We start from the raw sequence: 14687 nt of genomic DNA, 5'->3' as shown, positions 1-14687 counted from the left end.
GAGCGAATTCTCCTTGTACTAGAGTTCATGCACCCCAAAGCGGGGTATCGACCGACTTGAGGAACTCGGCGTGGGCCGCCAGCTCCTGTTCGGTGGCCGCGTGTGGACGCGGCTGACGGTAAATACGGTCCTTTCGAACGAGAACTTTGACTTCCGTCACGATTTCGGTGGTTTCCGCACCCAGTTCGAGACCGATCTGGCGCCCGCCGCGAAGCTCGACGTAAACTTGCGCCAGAAGCTCGGCGTCCAGAAGCGCCCCGTGCTTGGTGCGGTGACTGCGGTCTATGCCATAGCGGGAACAAAGGGCATCGAGAGAAAGCTTCGAGCCCGGATGACGGACCTTGGCAAGCGCCACGGTATCGACCATGCGCTCGTTGCCGACGATGGGCAGACCGCAAAGCGTCAATTCCGCATTGATGAAATTGAAGTCGAAGCCGGCGTTGTGCGCGACCATCGGGCTGTCCTCGATAAAGTCGAGGAAGTCCTGTGCGAGTTCGGAAAACAACGGCTTCTCGGCCAGAAAAGCATCCGACAGCCCGTGCACGGCTTCGGCTTCGGCAGGCATCGAACGCTGCGGATTGAAATATGCGTGAAACGTACGACCGGTAGGAACCCGGTTGATCATTTCGATGCAGCCAATTTCCACCATCCGGTCCCCGTTTTTCGGGTCAAAACCGGTCGTCTCGGTATCGAAGATGATCTCTCGCATCACTTCTCATATCTGCCTGCAAAGGCCCCGGCGCAAGGGCTTGCGGACGATTATTCTGCTCGTTTCAGCGTTCTGACGATACCGGCCACCTGATTGCGCGTTTCGGCAAGCGACGTTCCGGTATCGATCACGAAATCGGCGCGTGCGCGTTTTTCCGCATCGGGCACCTGAAGTGTCAGAATTTTCTCGAACTTTTCCGCCGTCATACCCGGTCGCGCCAGTACGCGCTGGCGCTGGTCGCCGGCAGGAGCGGAAACGACGGCCACTGCATCGAGACCCTCTTGTCCTCCTTTTTCGTACAGGAGAGGAATGTCGAACACGATCAACGGCGCCGCTGCATTGTCACGCAGGAAGTCCCGACGCATCGCAGCCACTGCCGGATGGACAATTCGCTCGAGTCGGCCAAGCTTTTCGGAGTCGCCGAAGACGGCAGCCCCCAGTTTCTGCCGGTCCACGCCGGTATCGCTCGTGGTCCCCGGAAACGCCGCCTCGATAGCGGGCAACAGAGCGCCTCCGGGACCTTGCAGTTCGTGGACGGCCGCGTCGGCATCGAATACCGGCACACCGAGTTCGCGCAACATGCCGGCAACTGTCGATTTGCCCATGCCGATGGAACCGGTGAGACCGAGAATCTTCTGGCGCGCCTTTTCCTCCGTCATTTCAGGATCAGCTCCCGCAATTCCGCATCATCTTCACGAGGCGGCTTCTCGCCGAAAAAGCGGGTGAAGGCGATGTCCGCCTGGCCGATCAGCATGGACAGACCGTCAACCGTCCGGAAACCGGCGGAGCGCGCATCCTGCAGGAATCGCGTATCGAGCGGACTGGTGACGATGTCATAGACAATGCTTCCCGGCGGGGCATGGCTGAAATCGAAGGCGAGAGGTGGCTGCCCGGTCATCCCGAGCGGGCTGGCGTTGACGATCAGGTCGATGCACCCCTCGCGATTGTCGAAGGCGAAATCGGTCGGATCTCCGAAATGGGCCAGATCGATGGCGTGATGATCGGTTCCCGGCGCCAGTTCATCAAGCATCGCCCGCGCCTTTTCCGGATTGCGCCCGGCCAGCACGATGACGAAATGCTCCTGCGCCAGCGCCGCGACGATCGCCCGGGCCGCGCCGCCAGTGCCGAGGACACGCGCCATGCGGAACAGATGCGTTTTCGCCAGATCCTTTGCCAACGGTTCAAGAAAGCCGGGCGCATCGGTGTTATGCCCGGTCAGCGATCCGTCGGCCTCGCGCACGACCGTGTTCACGGCCCCGATCCTCTCGGCCAGGGGATCGAGCCGATCCAGCAGGGGAATGATGCCCAGCTTGTGCGGCATCGTCACGTTGCAGCCGCGCCAATCGGGATCGGCGCGCCGCTTCGAGAGATAACCCGCAAGCTCCGGCAATTTCACCAGGCAATGTTCGTAGCGACCGGGCAGGCCGAGCCGATCCAGCCAGAACCCGTGGATGATCGGCGATTTCGACTGGGCGATCGGATCGCCGATGACCTCGGCGTAACCTGTCCCCAGCGAAGACGAGGGGGGCACCGTCACTGCTCCATCACTCCCAACTTGCGCAGGGCCGACTGCACCTTGAGCAGCGGCATGCCCAGGATGGTGAAATAGTCGCCCTCGATCGCCTCGAAAAGCTGAACGCCGCGTGCCTCGATGCGAAAGACGCCTACACATCCGGCCACGGCAGGCCATTCGGCTTCAAGGTACGTCTCTATAAAAGAGTCGGACAGCTGCGCGACATGCAACCGCGCGAGCGCATGTTCGGCCCAAATTACATCGCCGTCCCGGACCAGGGCGGCGGCGCTGTGCAATTCCATGACCTTGCCGGAGAAAAAACGCAGATGCTCCGCCGCCTGTTCGCGCGATGCCGGCTTGTCGAAGCGCCGGCCCGCACAGGATACAAGGGAATCGCTGCCGAGAACGATTTCGGCCTCTGCGAAAACGGCGAGCGCCTTGGCCCTGGCAAGCGCAAGGGCAACGTCTTCCGGCGGAGCATTGCCCATTTCCAGCTCGATACCCCGTTCATCCACTTGGGCCGGTTGTGCCCGGAAAGGGATACCGGCGGCTTCCAGCATGGCGCGGCGGGATGCACTCTGGGATGCAAGGACGATCATCGGTTCGATATCCGGTTCGTCAGATCGGCTTTGGCCCGACCTGGCCCTGAACGCCAGCAGCCTTGCGTTCATTGTAGAGGTTGATGACCGCGGCCGCCGTTTCCTCGATCGAGCGGCGGGTAACATCGATTACGGGCCAGGAATTGTCCGCGAACATGCGCCGGGCATATTTCACTTCGCTTTCTACCTTTTCCATCTGCACGTAGTCGGTATCGGGCGACTGGCTCAGCGATAGCAGCCGGTTGCGGCGAACCTGGATCAGCCGCTCGGGCGCCGTGGTCAGGCCGACGACCATTGGCCGCTTGAGACCGAACAGGGCAGGGGGCGGGGGACTTTCCACAACGATGGGAATATTGGCAACCTTGTACCCACGATTGGCCAGATAGATGCTGGTCGGCGTCTTGCTGGTGCGCGATACCCCGGCAAGAATGATATCCGCTTCCTCCCAGTCTTCCCAGGCAATGCCGTCATCGTGCGCGATCGTAAACTGGATGGCATCCACGCGTGCGAAGTAGGCCTCGTCGAGCCGGTGCTGACGGCCGGGACGTCCCTTGGCCTCCTGGCCGAGGTGGGCTTCCAGCGCATCTGTCACTCCATCAAGCACGGCGATCGCGGGAAGGCCGAGCGACTGGCACCGTTCCTCCAGCCGCCCGCGGGTTTCTTCGTTGACCAGCGTGAAGAACACAAGCCCAGGGTGGGCCGCAATCTCGCCCATGATCCGGTCGAGATGCTGCTGCGATCGCACCATCGGCCAGAAGTGCCGCAAGACGTCGGAATCGTCGAACTGGGCAAGCGCAGCCTTGGCAATCATCTCCAGCGTTTCGCCGGTCGAGTCCGAAAGGAGATGGAGGTGAAAACGCGCCATGAAGTGCCTTATTGGAGGAAGTTTGGCTGCTTGTGGATATCTGCCGGCATAAACCACGGGATCGATCCGGTGACAACTCGCGGACCCGGATTCGTGCCCGATACCCGGATTCCCCAAGCACGTTTGTGGACACCCCGGCGGCCGGTTCCACACCCTGTGGACAAGGCGAACAACCTTTGCTTGACCACGGCACGGCTCAGAGTCGCTCCGGCCACTTCACCCTGTTCAACTCGGGACAAATCGGGCAAGGCGCGCTCGTCCCCGATATCCACAGGACCAACAGACTCCATCAATCCTTTATAAATAATCTTTTATTTTTTTGATCGGACCCGAAACGCAATGCCCGGCCTCCTCCTGAACACGCTCCGTGGTGAGAACGCGAACACGCGCCCTGTCTGGCTCATGCGCCAGGCCGGACGATATCTCCCCGAGTATCGTGAGCTGCGGGCCAAGAAAGGCGGCTTCCTTGCACTGGTCTACGATACGGATGCCGCGACGGAAATCACGCTTCAGCCGATCCGCCGTTTCGGCTTCGATGGGGCCATCCTCTTTTCCGATATCCTGATCGTGCCCTACGCGATGGGCCAGGATCTCAAGTTCCTGGCAGGCGAAGGGCCGAAGTTGTCCCCAAGGCTTGTCGACCATGCCTTGGAAGGGCTCACGGCCGTGCCGGAGCGGCTCGCTCCCATCTACGAAACCGTCCGAAAAGTGCGGGCTGCGCTGGCTGTGGACAAAACGATGCTCGGTTTTGCGGGATCGCCCTGGACCGTCGCGACCTACATGGTGGCTGGCGAAGGCAGTCGCGACCAGCACGACACTCGGGCCATGGCCTATCGCGATCCTGCAGCCTTCCAGGCCATCATCGATGCCGTAACAGCAGTGACCGTGGAATATCTCTCCGGCCAGATCGAAGCGGGTGCGGAAGCGGTTCAGCTGTTCGATTCCTGGGCGGGCAGCTTGGCCCCGGCGCAATTCGAAAAGTGGGTGATCGCCCCCAACGCGGCGATTGTTGCGGCACTTAAGGACCGCTATCCCGAAACGCCGATCATCGGTTTTCCGAAGGGATCGGGGGAAAAACTCGCTGCCTATGCCCGAGAGACGGGAGTCGACGCCGTGGGCGTCGATGAAACCGTCGATCCGATCTGGGCCGCCGCGGAATTGCCCGAAACCATGCCGGTCCAGGGCAATCTCGATCCGCTGCTGCTCCTGTCCGGGGGAGATGAACTGGACCGACAGGCAAATCGTGTGCTCGATGCCTTCGCAGGACGTCCGCACGTGTTCAATCTCGGCCACGGAATCGGCCAGCATACGCCGATCGAGAATGTCGAGCGCCTGCTCGCAGTTCTGCGGGCGTGGGAGCGTTGATCACCGATATGATAAACGGGGGCTGACAGGCGCCGGGGGCAGGCGCTAAGAGGCTGACCTCATGGAGCAGATCTTGCAGACCACCTATCTCTGGCTGAAAGCCGGACATGTCATTTTCGTGATTTTCTGGATGGCCGGGCTGTTCATGCTTCCGCGCTATTTCGTCTACCACCAGGAGGCCGATCCGGGCTCGGCCGAGGAAGCCCGGTGGGTCGATCGTGAGGCAAAGCTGCGCAAGATTATTCTTACGCCCTCGATGATCATGGTCTGGGTGTTCGGGGTGGCGCTGGCATTCGCCGGAAACTGGTGGGTTGCACCCTGGCTCCATACCAAGCTGCTATTCGTCGTCGCATTGACCGGCTATCACGGCTGGCTCGTGAGCTATGCGAAGAAGCTTGCGAAGGGCGAACGAACGCTCACCGGCAAGAAGCTGCGTTTGCTCAACGAAGTACCCGGACTGGCTGCGGCCGTCATCGTTGTCCTGGTGGTCGTCAAGCCGTTCTAGGCGTCGGCAACGAAGAAATGTTGTCCGGCATCTGCCACGGCACTTTCGTTGTCCGCTACAGCGATGACCCCGGACCTGTCCTGACTGTATCCGGGACTACTTTCGGCAAGTAAGTCGTTCCGGCGCACTTTGTACGCGTTCTGCCAGATGATGCGTTGACCGTTCCGGCGCCAGCGCTTATCTGACGTTCATCCCGGCAAGGGGCAGCGAAGCCCTTTCGCATGCCCGGATCTGCTTTCCCCAAGCCCCTCGATCCGCCGGCCACATCTCTTTTTTCCATTCGGAAACTACCAAAATGCACCTTAAAGAACTCAAGAAGAAAAATGCGGCCGAACTGGTCGAGATGGCAGAGGAAATGGGCGTCGAAGGCGCGTCCACGATGCGCCGGCAGGATCTCATGTTCGGGATCCTCAAGGAAGTGGCCGAGGACGGCGAGGAAATCGTCGGCCAGGGCACGATCGAGGTTCTTCCCGACGGATTCGGCTTCCTGCGCAGTCCGGAAGCGAACTATCTTGCCGGGCCCGACGATATCTACGTTTCGCCGAATCAGGTCCGCAAATGGGGCCTGCGCACCGGCGACACGGTCGAGGGCGAAATCCGCGCGCCGCGCGACGGCGAACGCTACTTCGCCATCACCAAGCTGATCAGCGTCAACTTCGATGATCCGGACGTGGTGCGCCATCGTGTCAACTTCGACAACCTCACGCCGCTCTATCCGGACCAGCGCCTCAAGCTCGACGCGCTCGATCCCACGATCAAGGACAAGTCGGCCCGCGTCATCGATCTCATCTCGCCACAGGGCAAGGGCCAGCGTGCCCTTATCGTGGCGCCGCCGCGCACCGGCAAGACGGTCCTGCTGCAGAACATCGCCAAGGCCATTACCGACAACCACCCGGAAGTCTTCCTGCTGGTGCTGCTCGTCGATGAACGTCCCGAGGAAGTCACCGATATGCAGCGCTCGGTGAACGGGGAAGTCATTTCCTCGACCTTCGACGAACCGGCGCAGCGCCACGTGCAGGTCGCCGAAATGGTGATCGAGAAGGCCAAGCGTCTGGTCGAACACAAGCGCGATGTCGTGATCCTGCTCGACTCGATCACGCGTCTTGGCCGCGCCTACAACACCGTGGTGCCCAGCTCGGGCAAGGTGCTGACCGGCGGCGTCGATGCCAATGCCCTGCAGCGTCCCAAGCGCTTCTTCGGTGCCGCGCGCAACATCGAGGAGGGCGGTTCGCTCTCGATCATCGCTACGGCCCTGATCGATACCGGCAGCCGCATGGACGAAGTGATCTTCGAGGAATTCAAGGGCACCGGTAACTCGGAAATCGTGCTCGACCGCAAGGTGGCCGACAAGCGCATCTTCCCGGCACTCGATGTCGGCAAGTCCGGCACCCGCAAGGAGGAATTGCTGGTTCCCAAGGATCAGCTTTCCAAGATGTGGGTCCTGCGCCGAATTCTCATGCAGATGGGAACCGTCGACGCCATGGAGTTTTTGCTCGATAAGATGAAGGACTCGAAGACCAACGAGGACTTCTTCGCGACGATGAACCAGTAGCGAGCGGGGTCGGGAGTTTTGATCATCCTGGGAATGCTGGCCGAAGCGGCCTCGATTGGAGGCCCGGCGGAGATTTGGCAGCATATCGTTGCCGATTTCTCAAACATTTCCGAACCGGCGGCACTGGCCGCCTTCGGCCAGGTGCTGATGATCGACCTCCTGCTGGCTGGCGACAACGCCATCGTCGTCGGCGCCCTTGCAGCAGGATTACCGGCTGCAGACCGCAAGAAGGTCATCATGATCGGTATCGGCGCCGCGCTGGTACTGCGTATTGCTTTCGCCCTCATGGTGACCTGGCTGCTGGGGATTGTTGGCCTGATCTTTGCCGGCGGACTGCTGCTCCTGTGGGTTGCCTGGAAATTCTGGCGCGAATTGCACCATAGCGGCCAAAGTGCCGGTTCACCGGAAATCGAGGGTGACGAGGAAAGCGGACTGCACGCGGCCAAGAGCTTTGCCGGTGCAGCCTGGGCCGTCGCTGTCGCCGACGTTTCGATGAGCCTCGACAACGTATTGGCCGTGGCCGGGGCTGCCCGCGAGCATCCGGGCATCCTGATTGTCGGTCTGCTGCTGTCGGTAGTATTGATGGGCGTGGCCGCGAATTTCATCGCCCGATACATCGAGCGCTATCGCTGGATTGCCTATCTGGGTCTCGTGGTGATCCTCTACGTCGCTCTCAAGATGATCTACGACGGCTGGGTGGATCCCCACTTGGGCATTTCCACCCTTTTCTAAGGAAGAAAGCCGGAGAGCTGTGCGCTCCCCGGCTCTTTCCTACTTTACCCGTTTGTCGGGAACGGTCTTCACTCGCTTGTCCGGTACCGCCTTGATCCGTTTGTCGGGCACGATCTTGGTGCGCTTCGGGATGTACCGCCGCTTCGGTGCGGGGCGTGCCGGCACGTCTTCATAGACGTATTCGACGGTTTCCGTGCATTCCGGTTCTCCCCGAACGACCGGGACCATCATCATCGGTACTGCCATCATCGGTTGGGCCATGCAGCAACCCGGCCCCGGATAGCCGTTAGCCCGATGATACCCTTGCGGATATCCGTAGCCATAACCTTGTCTATAGCCGTAGCCCGGATAGCCGCGATGCGTGTAGCTGGCATAGTAGTCGTCGAGATAGGCTTCGCATTCGTCGCGGTAACGCCCGGCATCCTCGGCCTTGTCGATCGCCGCGCCCGCGGCAGCGCCGACGGCGGCTCCCGCTACGGTGCCGACGGTGCGATGGTGCTTTCCGGCTATGCGGTTGCCGGCCACACCACCGATGACGCCGCCGACGACGGCCCCACCCACGCCGGAATCCTGCCTCGAGAGTCGGCGGCGGCAGTCGGCCAGCCAGGCGTCGCGTGCTGCGGGATCGTAGCCGCCATATGTCGGACCGCCGGGATACGGCATCCGGGCATCGACCGGAGCGGCAGGATAAGGCAGCGGTTCGGGAGGAAGTGGCGGACTGTCCTGGGCCATGGCGGGGGTGGCGAGCATGGCAACAGCCGCTGCAAGTGAGGAAACAGCAAGGCGCATCGGGAATACCCTTTCGCGAGAACCGGACGGTTAATCCCGTCAGTTAACGCGAAATTTAGCATTGGATTCCGCACATGACCAAGCGTCTTGCCGGTTTCCCTACGCCATGTCCCGATTCGGAGCAGTTCCGGCCGTCAGATCGCGAAAGCGGCAACCTGGGCCACGAGCTGCATACCTTTTGCATCCTCCTCGTCGAACCGGCCCGGGCGCGGGCTGTCGAGATCGATCACGGCGACGACCCGGCCGTTGGCCATCACCGGCACGACCAGTTCAGACCGGCTTTCGGCGTCGCAGGCGATGTGACCCGGAAACGCGTGGACGTCTGCCACGACCTGTGTCGTGCCCAGTGCCGCGGCCGTCCCGCATACGCCCGTGCCAATGGGGATGCGAATGCACGCCGGCTTGCCGATGAAGGGACCGAGCACGAGCTCGCCGCCCTTGGTGCCCGGAACCACTCGGTAGAAGCCGGCCCAGTTGAGGTCGGGCACGAACTGCCAGATCAGGGCCGCCAGGTTTGCCATGTTGGCCACCGGGTCAGGTTCACCTTCGACCAGTGCGTTGGCCGCGCGGGACAGGGCACTGTAGAGTTCAGGCTTTTCAAGATCGTGCTGGGGGGCAAAGTCGTACATAGGGGCTCCGTTAGCGCAACTCGCGGTTGCCGCCTAGGCTGTGCAGGCCTATCTCGTGGCCATGCGCTCGATCCTCAAGAAGGTCCTCATCGCCATCGCCATCCTCGTCCTCCTCGCGATCGGGGTGGTGGCCTGGGCCCAGTATTCAAATTCCTCCGACCTTCCCAGCGATGCCACGGCTGGCAAGGACCCCAAGCTGGTCGAGCCCGACCCGCAGTGGATCCCGAGCGTCAAGCTGCTCGAGACCGTGGGCTGGAAAGAGGGTGAGAAACCCAAGGCGGCAGATGGACTGGCGGTGAGTCGGTTCGCGCAGGGCCTCGACCACCCCCGCACGATGCTGACGCTGCCCAATGGCGACGTTCTGGTCGCGGAGACCAATGCTCCCCCGGGCAACAAGCCGGACGGGATCACCGGCATGGTCATGGGCTGGATGATGGACAAGGTCGGCGCCGGCGAACCTTCGCCCGACAAGATCGTGCTGCTGCGCGACGCCGACGGCGACGGCAAGGCCGAGCAGAAGTTCGACTTCCGCAGCGCCGACATGCACTCCCCCTCCGGAATGGCTTACGGCGATGGCAAGCTCTACATTGCCAACCACGATGCCATCCTCGAATTCCCTTTCGAGCCGGGCGCCACCCGGCTCGAAGGCCCGGCCAGGAAGCTGATGGACCTCTGGCCGGGCGGCAACCACTGGATGCGCAACCTGCTGTTGAGCACGGATAACAAGCATCTCTATGTCGCCGTCGGGTCGGCTACCAACATTGCCGACAACGGAATGGAAGAAGAAGCCGGCCGGGCAGCCATCTGGGAAGTCGACACCGATACCGGCCGGCGGCGCCAATACGCTGCGGGGATGCGCAATCCCAACGGCATGGACTGGAATCCGGCGACCGGCGAACTGTGGGCGACGGTGCAGGAACGCGACATGCTGGGTCCCGACCTTGTCCCGGACTACTTCACCAACGTTCCCGTGGGCGCGCAATACGGCTGGCCGTGGGTCTATTGGAAGACCACTTTCGACGACCGGGTGCAGTGGCCGATGCAGACCTACATGATCGAATATACCCGCAAGCCCGAATACGCGATGGGCGCACATACCGCAGTCCTCGGCATGGTCTTCGACAAGGGTGGCAGCCGTCTGGGCAAGAAATTCGACAATGGCGCCTTCATCGCCCGTCACGGATCGTGGAACCGGCGCCCGGCCGTCGGGTACGATGTCGTCTTCATACCCTTCGACGCCAATGGCAATCCCAAGGACGTCAAACCGCAGCCGGTGCTGACCGGATTCATGACCGGCGATGGCAAGACCCACGGGCGCCCCACCTGGGTGGCCTGGGACAAGACCGGCGCTCTGCTGGTCAGCGACGATACCGGAGGGATCATCTGGCGTGTCGTCAAGCCGGGCGCCGCCCCTTCGCCTGAGGTCAAGCCGATCGTGACCGAGCACATGAAGCCGCAGAAGGAGCTCAAGGACCCCACGTTGCCGGGCGGCGGCGGTGAGCTCGAAGCGGGCTTCCGCGACGAAAAGGACAAGCTGTTGCCGTAACCGCCGGAAGGCCTCCGGTGAGACCCGGCACGGGGCTCAGATGGACTTTCCGGCCCGCCCCGCCAGTTCGTTCACGTACTGCCAGGCAACGCGCCCCGAGCGGGCACCTCGCCGCCGCGACCATTCCAGTGCGTCCCCCTGCTCCCACTCGAGCCCGTATTGCCTCGCGTAGCCTTCGATGATCGCGAGGTAGGCGTCCTGATCGCAATTGTGAAAGCCGATCGACAGACCGAAGCGGTCGGCAAGCGCAAGGCGGTCGTCGACCGCGTCGCGCGGATTGATGGGATCGTCCTGTTCGGACATCGAGCGCGAGACGATTGCCCGGCGGTTGGATGTAACCGCGAGCCGAACATTGGCAGGACGCGCCTCGACGCCGCCTTCGAGCCAGGAACGCAGTAGCCGCGGCCCCGAACCATCGCCTTCCTCGAACCCGAGGTCGTCGATGAAAACGAGGAACCTGCGGTCGACCTTGCCCAGTGTCGCGAAGAGCCCGGTGACACCCGACAGGGCCTCCTGCGCCACCTGAACAAGGGCAATCTGGCCGGGATGCACCTGTTGGGCAGCAAGCATGGCGGCACGCAGCAAGGCCGATTTGCCCATGCCCCGCGATCCCCACAGCAGCATGTCGTGCGCGGCATGGCCCGCCGCCAGGCGCTCGATATTGTTGGCTACGCGTTGCTTCTGATCGTCGATGCCCCGCAACAGGACGAGTGCGGGCGCGTCGAGGCGATCCACCGGACGGGCAGTCTCCCCTGTCCAGACGTAGGCTGGATGACTTACCCAGTCGGATGTTGGCGCGGGCGGGGGAGCCAACCGGTCGAGAGCATCGGCGATGCGAACCAGCAGGGAGGCTTGGTCGGACGAGGAGGTAGTCATTCGCGCGCTTTTCCTTGGCTTTCGTCGCGCGCCGCTATAGCGGCGGAGCATGGACCACGCCAGTCGACCAGCCATCCTCGAGCCGGACCGGGACGGAATTGCCGAGGCGGCCCGGATCCTTCGGGAGGGCGGCCTCGTGGCGGTTCCAACGGAGACGGTCTACGGCTTGGCCGCTCGCGCCGATCGGGACGAATCCGTCGCCGCGATCTACCGGGCCAAGGGACGGCCGAGTTTCAATCCGCTGATTGTCCACGTTCCGGACCTCGCGACGGCGCAGGCGCTCGCGGCGTTCGACGAGCGGGCATTGCGGTTGGCGGAGGCCTTCTGGCCCGGGCCGCTCACGATGGTCCTGCCGCTGCGCAAACAGGCCCCGGTTGCAGCGGCCGTGACTGCCGGTCTGACGACGATTGCCCTGAGATGTCCGGCCCACCCGGTCATGCGGAGGCTGATTGCCGAGGCTGGGGTGCCGCTTGCAGCACCGTCGGCCAATCGCAGCGGAGGCGTAAGCCCAACCGATTCGGCCCATGTCGTGGAATCTCTGGGCGCGCGGATCGATGCCGTGCTCGATGGTGGCGCCTGTAAGTCCGGGCTAGAATCAACGATCGTGGCCTTGCGCGGGGATGGCCGGTGGCAGGTCCTGCGACCTGGTCCGATAGAGGAATCGTGCATTTCCGCGGAGCTGGGAACGCCAAGCGAGGCCGTGACGTTGCAAGAGATCGAGGCGCCCGGGCAACTCGCCAGCCATTATGCGCCGGGCAAGCCGGTTCGCCTGAACGCACAAACCTCGCGGGCCGATGAATTTCACATCGGGTTCGGTGAAGTGGCCGGTGACGTCACGCTCTCGGGTTCCGGAGATCTCGAGGAAGCGGCGGCCCGCCTCTATGCCTTGCTCCACGCGGGCGCGGCATCGCCAAAGCCGAGAATTGCCGTGGCCCCGATCCCGGAAGAGGGGGTCGGGACAGCGATCAACGATCGTCTGCGCCGTGCGGCCGCCTGAAAGGCTCAGTAAGGCGCCGAGGCGCGAAGCTGCTGGATGTCGGCGTAATCGTTGCGCGCCTTGAGACAGGCGGAATCGCTACCGTCGTCGCACTGCCGCATGTGCTTGTCGTAGCGCCGCTCCAGCTTCCCGAGATCTTCCTCGTACTCGCGCATTCTGCGGCCACGCTTCTCGTCGGCTTCCGATTGGCTCGTCGTGGCCAGGTCGACGGCCTTGCTGGTCACCCTTACCGGTGCCGTCACGACGTTGGCGGCCGTGCTGGCGATGCAGGCAGACACCAAGGGCAACAGGCAAACGGCCATGACTGGAAGAAGACGGGGCGATTTCATGCGGCGCGTCTTCTCACGATAGCGATGACGGGGCAATGAACGATTGGTCCGCACACAAGAAGGCCGCCTCCTTGCGGAAGCGGCCTCCTGCAAATTCGATAACGCCCGATCAGGCGGTTTCGGCGCTCTCGTAGTACTTAGGTGCGTGCTCGTTGAGGATCGCGAGGATCTTCTGCAGCGCGGTCGGCTCGTCGGTCTTTTCCATGGCCGCGAGTTCGCGGGCCAGGCGTGAGGAGGCGGCCTCGAAAATCTGCCGTTCGGAATAGCTCTGTTCCGGCTGATCGTCGGCGCGGAACAGATCGCGCGTGACTTCGGCGATGGAAACGAGATCGCCCGAATTGATCTTGGCTTCGTATTCCTGGGCGCGGCGCGACCACATGGTGCGCTTCACCTTGGGCTTGCCCTTGAGGGTATCGAGGGCTTCGCGCAGGGTCTTGTCGGACGACAGCTTGCGCATGCCGATCGATTCAACCTTGTTCATCGGAACGCGCAGCGTCATGCGCTCTTTTTCGAACCGCAAAACGTAAAGTTCGAGCTGCATCCCGGCGATTTCCTGCTTTTGCAGTTCAATCACACGGCCCACACCGTGCTTCGGGTATACAACGTAGTCTCCAACATCGAAGGCGTCGGCCTTGGTTGCCATGTATCGTCCTTTCACCTGCAGGGGTGATGCAATTTGTAGCGGAGGGTGTTCCGGGGGCGTGCGACCTGGAGGCAAAACCTCCGCCGCCCGGTCAGATCACTCTCCCAACCGCTTGCTTTCGAACCCTGCCTCGCAATGATACGCCTGCCAGACGAGCGGGACGCCCGGGCAGTTGCACGATTATATAGCACCGATGTGACAAAAATTCCAGAGGCGAGAGAAGGTTTCCCTTCAGCCCGCCAACCGGATGGCGAAACGTCGCATTTCATCCCGCAAGGTCGTGGCCTGCGGCAGTCGTCTATCGACTACGTTTCGTGTGCGTGACGGGCCCTCGCCCACCGCGATCAGTCGCCTTCGCCGGGTTCCGGCGAGAAGTACTTCTCGAACTTGCCTTCCTCGTCCTTGTGCTCGTCGGCATCCGGAGCCGCGTCCTTCTTGGACGTCAGGTTGGGCCATTCGGCCGAGTACTTGGTATTCAGTTCCAACCACTGCTCAAGGCCGCTTTCCGTGTCGGGCAGGATGGCCTCGGCCGGGCATTCGGGTTCGCAGACACCGCAATCGATGCACTCGCTGGGGTTGATGACGAGCATGTTCTCGCCTTCGTAGAAGCAATCGACTGGGCAGACCTCCACGCAATCCGTGTACTTGCACCGGATGCATGCGTCGGTGACGACATAGGTCATTGTGGCAAATTCCTTCTCTCAGGCATCGTTGACGAATGCTGCTATGGGATCAACGGCCCGTCCGTCAAGCACTCTGTAGCAAGCCTGTGCCTCCGGCGCCGGCCCACGTCGCGGCGGCAGCGAAAGTATCTCGATTATGCGCACTCCGCCACCTGCAGGGATGGTAAGCACGTCTCCTGCACCGATTTTCTGGTGGGCCCGGTCTACGCGCCGACCGTTCAGGCGCATGTGTCCACCTGCCGCCATCGCCTGGGCGACGGACCGGGACTTTGCCAAGCGCAGGTACCACAGCAGCTTGTCGACCCTCATTGGCGCGCCTTTCGACCGTTTCCGCAGGTTTCGGCCGCAACCGCGG

The 14687-nt window shown here is 62.4% G+C and carries 18 protein-coding genes; 6 read left to right on the top strand and 12 right to left on the bottom strand.

The features are described from left to right. Positions 1–25: 25 nt before the first annotated feature. From dnaQ to LK12_RS21240, 5 genes are read right to left on the bottom strand one after another with little or no spacing between them, the layout of a single operon-like run. On the bottom strand, positions 26–709 hold the full coding sequence (gene dnaQ / locus LK12_RS21260) for a DNA polymerase III subunit epsilon (RefSeq protein ID WP_039288709.1): 684 nt from the start codon (positions 707–709) through the stop codon (positions 26–28). Between the two features lie 50 nt (positions 710–759). After that, complete coding sequence (gene coaE / locus LK12_RS21255; RefSeq protein ID WP_039288706.1) at positions 760–1368, bottom strand: dephospho-CoA kinase; 609 nt, start codon at positions 1366–1368, stop codon at positions 760–762. After that, positions 1365–2246 carry a shikimate dehydrogenase family protein gene (locus tag LK12_RS21250; RefSeq protein ID WP_231568437.1) on the bottom strand — a complete coding sequence of 294 codons (882 nt, stop codon included), beginning with the start codon at positions 2244–2246 and terminating at the stop codon, positions 1365–1367. Before LK12_RS21250 ends, coaE begins: the two co-directional genes overlap by 4 nt. After that, entirely contained in the window at positions 2243–2821 is a 579-nt protein-coding gene (locus tag LK12_RS21245) for a Maf family protein (protein WP_039288704.1), read from the bottom strand. The genes LK12_RS21250 and LK12_RS21245 overlap by 4 nt, the downstream gene beginning before the upstream one ends. A gap of 19 nt (positions 2822–2840) precedes the next feature. Continuing rightward, a complete protein-coding gene (locus LK12_RS21240; protein ID WP_039288701.1) occupies positions 2841–3686 on the bottom strand; it encodes a pyruvate, water dikinase regulatory protein in 846 nt (281 codons plus the stop codon). A gap of 339 nt (positions 3687–4025) precedes the next feature. Here LK12_RS21240 and hemE point away from each other — a divergent pair, with 339 nt between their 5' ends. The 4 genes from hemE to LK12_RS21220 all read left to right on the top strand — a co-directional run bounded on the left by hemE (position 4026) and on the right by LK12_RS21220 (position 7840). After that, positions 4026–5051, top strand: a complete 1026-nt coding sequence (gene hemE, locus LK12_RS21235; RefSeq protein WP_039288699.1) for a uroporphyrinogen decarboxylase — start codon at positions 4026–4028, stop codon at positions 5049–5051. Between the two features lie 61 nt (positions 5052–5112). Next, positions 5113–5556: a CopD family protein gene (locus LK12_RS21230; protein ID WP_039288696.1), complete on the top strand. Its 444-nt coding sequence runs from the start codon at positions 5113–5115 to the stop codon at positions 5554–5556. 295 nt (positions 5557–5851) lie between these two features. Beyond that, entirely contained in the window at positions 5852–7108 is a 1257-nt protein-coding gene (rho, locus tag LK12_RS21225) for a transcription termination factor Rho (protein WP_039288693.1), read from the top strand. A gap of 33 nt (positions 7109–7141) precedes the next feature. Continuing rightward, the gene (locus LK12_RS21220) at positions 7142–7840 is read left to right on the top strand and encodes a YjbE family putative metal transport protein (protein WP_197063615.1); all 699 of its coding nucleotides are present in this window, start codon (positions 7142–7144) and stop codon (positions 7838–7840) included. A 39-nt stretch (positions 7841–7879) separates the two neighbouring features. Here the strand turns inward: LK12_RS21220 and LK12_RS21215 are convergent, their stop codons facing one another. Then, positions 7880–8590: a glycine zipper 2TM domain-containing protein gene (locus tag LK12_RS21215; protein ID WP_231568436.1), complete on the bottom strand. Its 711-nt coding sequence runs from the start codon at positions 8588–8590 to the stop codon at positions 7880–7882. Positions 8591–8763: 173 nt separating this feature from the next. After that, positions 8764–9258, bottom strand: a complete 495-nt coding sequence (locus LK12_RS21210) for a GAF domain-containing protein (RefSeq protein ID WP_039288685.1) — start codon at positions 9256–9258, stop codon at positions 8764–8766. 61 nt (positions 9259–9319) lie between these two features. Here LK12_RS21210 and LK12_RS21205 point away from each other — a divergent pair, with 61 nt between their 5' ends. Continuing rightward, complete coding sequence (locus tag LK12_RS21205) at positions 9320–10804, top strand: PQQ-dependent sugar dehydrogenase (protein ID WP_039289689.1); 1485 nt, start codon at positions 9320–9322, stop codon at positions 10802–10804. Between the two features lie 36 nt (positions 10805–10840). Here the strand turns inward: LK12_RS21205 and LK12_RS21200 are convergent, their stop codons facing one another. Further along, positions 10841–11680, bottom strand: coding sequence for a DUF815 domain-containing protein (locus tag LK12_RS21200; protein ID WP_039288683.1), 840 nt, complete (start codon positions 11678–11680; stop codon positions 10841–10843). A 49-nt stretch (positions 11681–11729) separates the two neighbouring features. Here LK12_RS21200 and LK12_RS21195 point away from each other — a divergent pair, with 49 nt between their 5' ends. Continuing rightward, on the top strand, positions 11730–12677 hold the full coding sequence (locus tag LK12_RS21195; protein WP_039288681.1) for an L-threonylcarbamoyladenylate synthase: 948 nt from the start codon (positions 11730–11732) through the stop codon (positions 12675–12677). Between the two features lie 5 nt (positions 12678–12682). On the opposite strand, the gene LK12_RS21190 is transcribed toward LK12_RS21195, so the two are convergent. The 4 genes from LK12_RS21190 to LK12_RS21175 form a co-directional block, all read right to left on the bottom strand. After that, complete coding sequence (locus LK12_RS21190) at positions 12683–13006, bottom strand: hypothetical protein (protein ID WP_039288678.1); 324 nt, start codon at positions 13004–13006, stop codon at positions 12683–12685. A 109-nt stretch (positions 13007–13115) separates the two neighbouring features. Then, positions 13116–13649, bottom strand: coding sequence for a CarD family transcriptional regulator (locus LK12_RS21185; RefSeq protein WP_039288676.1), 534 nt, complete (start codon positions 13647–13649; stop codon positions 13116–13118). Positions 13650–13993: 344 nt separating this feature from the next. Then, complete coding sequence (gene fdxA / locus LK12_RS21180; protein ID WP_039288674.1) at positions 13994–14332, bottom strand: ferredoxin FdxA; 339 nt, start codon at positions 14330–14332, stop codon at positions 13994–13996. 18 nt (positions 14333–14350) lie between these two features. Next, positions 14351–14641 carry an RNA-binding S4 domain-containing protein gene (locus LK12_RS21175; RefSeq protein WP_039288671.1) on the bottom strand — a complete coding sequence of 97 codons (291 nt, stop codon included), beginning with the start codon at positions 14639–14641 and terminating at the stop codon, positions 14351–14353. Between the last annotated feature and the right edge of the window lie 46 nt (positions 14642–14687).

The organism is Novosphingobium malaysiense (assembly GCF_000802225.1).
Taxonomy (GTDB): Bacteria; Pseudomonadota; Alphaproteobacteria; order Sphingomonadales; family Sphingomonadaceae; genus Novosphingobium; species Novosphingobium malaysiense.
This window is presented reverse-complemented; position numbering and strand designations above follow the sequence as displayed.